Raw genomic sequence first — 6,155 nt, 5'->3', positions numbered from 1 at the left:
ACCTGGACAAGAAGGGCGCCAAGCTCCTGTTCCAGATTTTCACCGAGCGCGAGGAATGCAAGGCGACCGCCGTGGCTACAAACTCCCCGTTCGCCGAGTGGGACAAGACCTTCGGCGACCCGCGTCTCTGCGCGGCCATCGCCGACCGGATCACCTTCCGCTGCACCCTCATCCAGACTGGCACCGAGTCCTACCGCTTCCGCATCACCGAAGCAGAACGACGCAGCTGAACGGGCCGTTCGACCGGTCAGTCCCGGCGGGAAAGAGGGGTCCGCAGTTCCACGCGAAGCCGGATCGAAGTGTCGATGGGCAGCCCGAGGCTGGCGAGCCGCAGATCCTTCGAGTAGGTCGCGATGAGGTCGAGATCCCGCAGCTGGCGTTGGAGCTCTGCAATGGTTGCCTCGTCGAGGTCGGGTAGGTCCTCATCCTGCTCGGCGAGGTACTCAAGGTGCTCGTCCACAGCGTCCACGGCCCGGCGGCTGGCCCAGACCGCGAAGTCACGGCACTCGAACAGGTAGGCGTGCGCGGCATAAAGCGTCGCGGCGGCCGCGTTGTCGTCCGCATCCTCGGGGCCATCCTGCCCATCGTTGTGGCAGTACTCGCTGAGCATGTACTCGGCCACACCCCGTTTCACGGCTGTGAAGGCGGTCGAGTCCCCGAGGGAGCCCTCCCACAAGGAATTCAGCAGGGGCCGCAGGCTCATCGTGAACGGTGCCCGTTCCTCCTCGGGCAGTGCTTCGTGCCAGCTCATGAGCCGTTCAGCGGTGCCGGCGGCGAAGACTCCGCGCTCACTCGGCGACATGGCCGTCAGGCGCTGCTCCACCGACGCCGACAACTCCTGCCACGTGTTCAAACCGAGCCACCCCCGAGTCGAGATACCGGCGAGCTCACGCCCGCCTCGGGGATCATCGCACCCACCCCTGACAACGCTGGAAGGGGCCGTCCACCAATCCCGCGAGCGCAACAAAGGGGCGGGCCCGTCCGCACCGCGCCTGTCAGGGACAAGGACCGGCAGGGCCCAGAGCACCAAACTACGGGCCTACGTCCATCCGCTGCCGCAGACACTCCCGACCCGACGTCACTCGATCAGGGTGGCTCTCATTCCCGCCGCCGATCATGGACCTACACCGTTGTCCATCTCCTGCACGGATGGATCAAGGCGGCTCTCGAAACCACCGCCCACGTGGCTCTCGTTCACCCCGCCGAAAACAGGCGCCCCCTCTACCCCGGAACCCGTGGTGTCCTCCCTCCGGGCTCAGTTACCCGAAGGTCGCTTGGTGCCTCTCAGCACCGGGTCCTGTGACCGCTGTCCACGGACAGCGGGCCATCCGGGTGAGCGGACTTTCCAGGTCCCTTTGGACGGACAGTTGATCTCCCTGCCCGGTATGACTTTTCGTCGCTCGGATGGGCCTCGTGCGAGCGTTGCTGAAGGGGGACGGGCCCTCCACCTCGGCACCGTCTTCGTTGTCTTCTTTGGCTGGCCCGCTGACTGGGGCTGAGGGTCGGGGGTCTACTGTTCCCTCGACGTGGGAGAACGAGCCTATTGGGGGGTCTGTGGGCGTGAGAGTGCATCCACTGCTGCGGCTGCTGGGCAATGTCGCACTTGGGATGACGCAAGTAGTTGGCGTCATCGTGATAGTGCCCCTCGTCGATGGAGTATGGCGCTGGCTGTTCGTCGCGGCCGCGCTGCTTGGCCTGCTCGGGTCCTATAGGGGCGGCCAATTGGCGTTTCGGGCGATGCGGGCTTCTGCTTCGGCGAACAGCGAGGCAACGTAGATCCAGGTGACGTGGTTGCCCCGCCCCCGGCGGGGGCAACCACCCAGAGGGGTGACGGTGTCCCAGCAGCCCCCGTCAGGCTGCTGACGCGGGATTCCGGAGCGCGGGCGCCAGCAGGCCAGGATCAGCCCGGCTGGTTCAGCGGGATGACGCCCTGGCCGGTGGTGGCTTGGGTCAGCCGGAGGCTGGAGCCTTCGGTGAGGACAATGTGGGCATGGTGCAGGAGCCGGTCGACGGCGGCGGTGGCCAGGGTCTTGGGCATGATCGAATCGAATCCTGAGGGATGCAGGTTCGAGGTGACGATCACGGACTGGCGTTCGTAGGCGGTGTCGATGACGCGGTAGAACGCCTCGGCGGCGGCCTGCCCGGAGGGCAGCATGCCGATGTCGTCGATGATGATGAGCTCGCATCGGGTGATCTTCGCGACGGCCTTGGAGACGGTGTTGTCGACGGTCGCCCGCCCCAGGTGGGCGGTGAGCGATTCGAGGGTGAACTGTCAGGCGGTCGATGACCTGGCGCGGGCCACAGAGGAGGCCTTTCGGTCACACCCGGACGCGGCGATCATGCTGAGCTTCCCCGGGATTGGCCCCCAGGTCGGTGCCCTCATCCTGGGCGAGATCGGCGACGACAGGACCCGGTTCGCCACGGCCGGAGGGCTGAAGGCGTACGCCGGATCCGCCCCGATCACGCGGGCCTCGGGCAAACGCCGCTACGTCGGACGCCGGTTCGTCAAGAACAACCGGCTCAACCACGTCGGCCACCTGTGGGCCTTCGCCTCCCTCAGCGGTTCCGCCGGCGCGGACGCCCACTACCGGCGCCGCCGGGCAGGAGGGGACTGGCACATGCAGGCTCTGCGACACCTCTTCAACCGGATGCTCGGCCAGCTCCACCACTGCCTCCTGGCACGCGTCCCCTTCGATGAAGCGGGCGGGTTTCCCCCTCCTGCTGCAGCAGGGTGATCGCTGAGGCATCGGCCCATGACAGGCTGTCCCTTCTGAGCACGGAGGGGGAGCCATGGCAGAGGTCGGTGGATGGATCTGGGAGCGCAACCTGCGGTCGTTCCTGGAGTTGCTGTCGCACTACGTGGGCTACGGGTTCGATGCCACCGACTGGGAGACGGTGGCCCTGGCGGTCGAGGCGACCGACGACGAGCGGACCGACGGCTGGTACTCGTATCCCTTGGTCGGCGAGCATCGACAGGTCGAGGTTCGGCTTGCCCGCGCGGTTGGCGGCGATGAGCTCATGGTGGCCGTGAAGGGAGCTCTGACGCCCGAACTGGAAGTCCGGGCGGACACCCTGCTGGCCGCCTTTGCAGCCGGCTGACCAAGGTCAACTTGGCTCGCTAGCTGCATGAGGTGTCTTCAACCGGATGCTCGGCCAGCTCCACCACTGCCTCCTGGCACGCGTCCCATTCGATGAAGCAATCGCCTTCCCCCCACAGCCCCAGGCAGCAGCGACAGCTCTCGGAGCGCTGAAAGTCGCGACGGCTGATCAGATTCAGCGGATCGGCGCTCCGCACCTGTCCTACCGGCACATCGACAAGAAGACGCTGTCCGAGCAGAAGACCGCCCGGACCGCGGCGCACACCGGCGCGCTCTCCGACATGCGCAAGCACGGCCTGTCCGAGACCGGCGGCTCCACCACGGCGGGGGAGAGGCTGCGGAACCTGACCCTCAAGGGCCTGGAAGCCGCCTCCCACGAGCTGCGGCGCCCGGTGACGGAGGGATGGGCTCCACTGCCCGTGGCGCGGGCTCCAGCGGCGGCTCCCACCCGCTGGCCGTCAACGAGACCGTGATCGCGATGCTGCGCCCGAAGCCGGACATGGCCAAGCTCGCCGAGGACCCGCCCGAAGTGCGGGCAGCGGCCCAAGCCGCCGTCGACGCACCCGCCGGTGTGGGCACGATCGCCTCGTACTGGACCGAGGTCCCGCTGCCCGCCACCGGCACCTGGAACGCACCCGGCAACGGCGGCGCCCAGGCCGACATCGTTCTCACCGCCCCGCAGGACAGGATGCCGCTGCTGTTCATCGAGGTCGACAACTGCCACGAGACGGCGGAGGAGCTCGCTCTCAAGCTGGAGAAGTACGCCCGGTTCTTCCGGCGGAAGGTGAGGGACACCGACGGCAAGGAGCGCCCGATGTGGCGCACCCGCTGGACGGCTCCGGCCACCTGGTCCGGCGATGCGGTGCACCCGCCCGTGCTGCTGGTGTTCAACCGCGTCGGCGACCGCAATCCCAACCGGACCATCCCGCGGCTGATCGAACTCACCCGGCACCTGTGGGAGGGCGAGCGGCAGAGGGGCGGATTCCATGACTACGACGGGAGGATCCCGATCATCGCCACCGGTCTGACGAAGCTGCGGGAGCACGGACCGCACGGCCCGGTGTTCCTCCGCTTCGGCCGCGACCACATGGAGCCCCTGTGGGCAGCGGTGGGCAATCCTCGGCGTGAGGCAGCCGAAGCCCGGGCCCGGGACGAGACCAGGCGTGCCCAGGAGGAGTACCGGGCAAAGCTGCGGCGGGCGGCCTCGGAGCAGGCGACGAAGAAGGCCGCCGAGCGTGAGGCCCATCGGCCCGTCTGCGCCGGCTGCGGGGCGTAGTTCACCGACGAACGCTGGGAGGCGGCCAGCGCGACGGACTGGGGAGTCCCCAAGGACACCCACCCGCACCTGTGCGACGGCTGCAAGCAACGGGCCGTCGCCACTGAAGGCCAAGCGGCCGGCAAGCAGGAGCAGCCTGAGCCGGTGAGCCGTGGGGCAGATCCGCACGACTTCCAGCGTTGGACCCGCCGCCCTGTCTGTACCGAGTGCGGTGCCACGTTCACCGACGAACGGTGGAAGGCGGTCGAGCGCGTCGGCTGGGGCGTCCTCACCCCAGAGGCCAACCCGACCTTGTGTGAGGACTGCGACCAGCGGTACGAGGCCCGCATACGCGACGCCTGGTGGGACCGGCACCCTCAGCAGGAGCAGGAGCAGGCCCTGCCCGAGCAGAAGGCCGGCGGATGGCTCTCCCGCTTCCGCCCCGGGCAAGCCCGCTGATGTCCTTGGTCCCGCCCGTGAGTAGTTCGCCACCGTGATCCGGGCGCGGGGCTATGGCTGACGGGGGGTCCCGTTTCGGGTCCTCTTCGGAGTCCCGTTCCGAGTCCCCTTTGAGGTCGCGTTTCGCGTCCCGTTTCGGGTCCTGTTCCATTCACGCCGAGGAACACCAAACAGGCAGCTCACACGCCCAAGGAAGGGGCGCAGGCACGCGACTGCTTCCTGTGGAGGGGTCCTGGGAAGTCCGTACCCGTACCGACGTCCGCTGCGGTCACCTCGCGGCGCTGGAGCGCCTCCCCGTCTGGCCAGCGGCCAGGACGAGAAGCGACACACGCGACGGGCCGCACGGAAGACTCCGTGCGGCCCGTCGACGTGCGGCAGGTTCGACACCGGCGCCGAGCTCGCGCCGCGCGCCCAGTTTGCGGGCGAACGCCTGCCGCCCGCCCCGTCCGCCACCGTCAAACTGCCACTCCGCACGAACGGCCGACGCACCCTCAGCACCGAGCCCGCCAGACGGCAACCAGACGCGGACGGTTCCTCTCGCGTGCACGGGTGTGCACGGGCACCCGTAGTGGTACAAGGTCAACTGGCGTTGTTTGGAGCGGACATCGGGGGATCATGGAGTCTCTGAGCGTGCAGCGGAATCATCACGACCACCTCCATCGATGGCTCCAAGCGTGGGCGCGGGAGGAGGCGGGCACGGGGGAGGAGCAACGCCGCCAGGCGGAGGAACGCGGGCGGGCAAAAGAGCGAGCGCGGGCGCACCCGGATTGGCCGCATACAAGCATCGGCAGCGTCCAGGGAAGCGCGTTTTCGTTGAGTGCAGAGCTGTTGACGGTCGTCACGTTGACCCCTTTCGTCTCCGCCGTTGCCGCCGTGCTCGGGACGAAGGTTGGTGAGGGGATCGACGCGGCCCTCGGCAGAGTGCTGCAAAAGGTGCCACGGATGGCAATCCTGTTGAGCCGGAGCCCCGGTGTCGATGCCCCCGCCGAACTGCCCACCACGCCGAGTGCAGTCACCCTTTCCTACCAGCAGGGCCCGAAGATCCACATCACGTCGACCACGCCTAGCGAGGCGTTGACCATCCTTCCGACGATGGACTACTCCGGCCTGACCGACCTTCGTGGCCGCTTTCAGATCGTCCGGTGGATTGAGGGCAGGTGGCATGCCTTGACCATTGAGGGTGAGGAGGTCGTCGACCTTGTGTGGGACGTTGAAGCCCGCCTGTGGGCGCCATACGCAGACAGCACTGCCTAGGTGTATTGCCCTGTGAGGTTGGGGACGCGGCTGGCGGGTGGTTTGCCTGCGAGCGCGGTGTGTCCGCGGTGGTGATTGTAGAAGTGCAG

8 protein-coding genes and 1 pseudogene are annotated in these 6,155 nt (G+C 67.9%); 7 read left to right on the top strand and 2 right to left on the bottom strand.

What is annotated here, in order from left to right; translation table 11 throughout:
• Nucleotides 1–230: ATP-binding protein (locus tag ACFWB8_RS36385; protein ID WP_385237409.1), on the top strand; the 230-nt coding region annotated here is incomplete at its 5' end.
• A 17-nt stretch (nucleotides 231–247) separates the two neighbouring features.
• On the opposite strand, the gene ACFWB8_RS36380 is transcribed toward ACFWB8_RS36385, so the two are convergent.
• Both ACFWB8_RS36380 and ACFWB8_RS36375 read right to left on the bottom strand, forming a co-directional pair.
• Entirely contained in the window at nucleotides 248–853 is a 606-nt protein-coding gene (locus ACFWB8_RS36380) for a hypothetical protein (protein ID WP_385237406.1), read from the bottom strand.
• A gap of 1,047 nt (nucleotides 854–1,900) precedes the next feature.
• A complete protein-coding gene (locus ACFWB8_RS36375; protein ID WP_385237412.1) occupies nucleotides 1,901–2,242 on the bottom strand; it encodes an ATP-binding protein in 342 nt (113 codons plus the stop codon).
• Nucleotides 2,243–2,270: 28 nt separating this feature from the next.
• Between ACFWB8_RS36375 and ACFWB8_RS36370 the strand changes: the two are divergent.
• From ACFWB8_RS36370 to ACFWB8_RS36345, 6 genes and pseudogenes are all read left to right on the top strand, one after another.
• Nucleotides 2,271–2,735 (top strand): annotated as a pseudogene (locus ACFWB8_RS36370) (transposase); the annotation flags it as partial.
• Nucleotides 2,736–2,790: 55 nt separating this feature from the next.
• Nucleotides 2,791–3,099, top strand: a complete 309-nt coding sequence (locus ACFWB8_RS36365; RefSeq protein WP_385237402.1) for a hypothetical protein — start codon at nucleotides 2,791–2,793, stop codon at nucleotides 3,097–3,099.
• Between the two features lie 46 nt (nucleotides 3,100–3,145).
• The gene (locus ACFWB8_RS36360; protein ID WP_385237399.1) at nucleotides 3,146–3,571 is read left to right on the top strand and encodes a hypothetical protein; all 426 of its coding nucleotides are present in this window, start codon (nucleotides 3,146–3,148) and stop codon (nucleotides 3,569–3,571) included.
• On the top strand, nucleotides 3,502–4,374 hold the full coding sequence (locus tag ACFWB8_RS36355; RefSeq protein ID WP_385237396.1) for a replication-relaxation family protein: 873 nt from the start codon (nucleotides 3,502–3,504) through the stop codon (nucleotides 4,372–4,374). Before ACFWB8_RS36360 ends, ACFWB8_RS36355 begins: the two co-directional genes overlap by 70 nt.
• Before the next feature lie 144 nt (nucleotides 4,375–4,518).
• Nucleotides 4,519–4,812, top strand: coding sequence for a hypothetical protein (locus ACFWB8_RS36350; RefSeq protein ID WP_385237393.1), 294 nt, complete (start codon nucleotides 4,519–4,521; stop codon nucleotides 4,810–4,812).
• 813 nt (nucleotides 4,813–5,625) lie between these two features.
• Nucleotides 5,626–6,066: a hypothetical protein gene (locus tag ACFWB8_RS36345; RefSeq protein WP_385237390.1), complete on the top strand. Its 441-nt coding sequence runs from the start codon at nucleotides 5,626–5,628 to the stop codon at nucleotides 6,064–6,066.
• The last annotated feature ends 89 nt before the right edge of the window (nucleotides 6,067–6,155 follow it).

The sequence above is a fragment of the Streptomyces sp. NPDC060031 genome, from assembly GCF_042736805.1.
In the GTDB taxonomy this organism is placed as follows: Bacteria; Actinomycetota; Actinomycetes; order Streptomycetales; family Streptomycetaceae; genus Streptomyces.
The sequence above is the reverse complement of the archived record's forward strand: the minus strand, read 5'-3'. Positions and strand labels throughout refer to the sequence as shown.

Bases quoted from the DNA above. Each gene is read 5' to 3' on its own strand.
- ACFWB8_RS36365 (WP_385237402.1), top strand. From the start codon at position 2,791: ATGGCAGAGGTCGGTGGATGGATCTGGGAGCGCAACCTGCGGTCGTTC.
- ACFWB8_RS36360 (WP_385237399.1), top strand. From the start codon at position 3,146: ATGCTCGGCCAGCTCCACCACTGCCTCCTGGCACGCGTCCCATTCGAT.
- ACFWB8_RS36355 (WP_385237396.1), top strand. From the start codon at position 3,502: ATGGGCTCCACTGCCCGTGGCGCGGGCTCCAGCGGCGGCTCCCACCCG.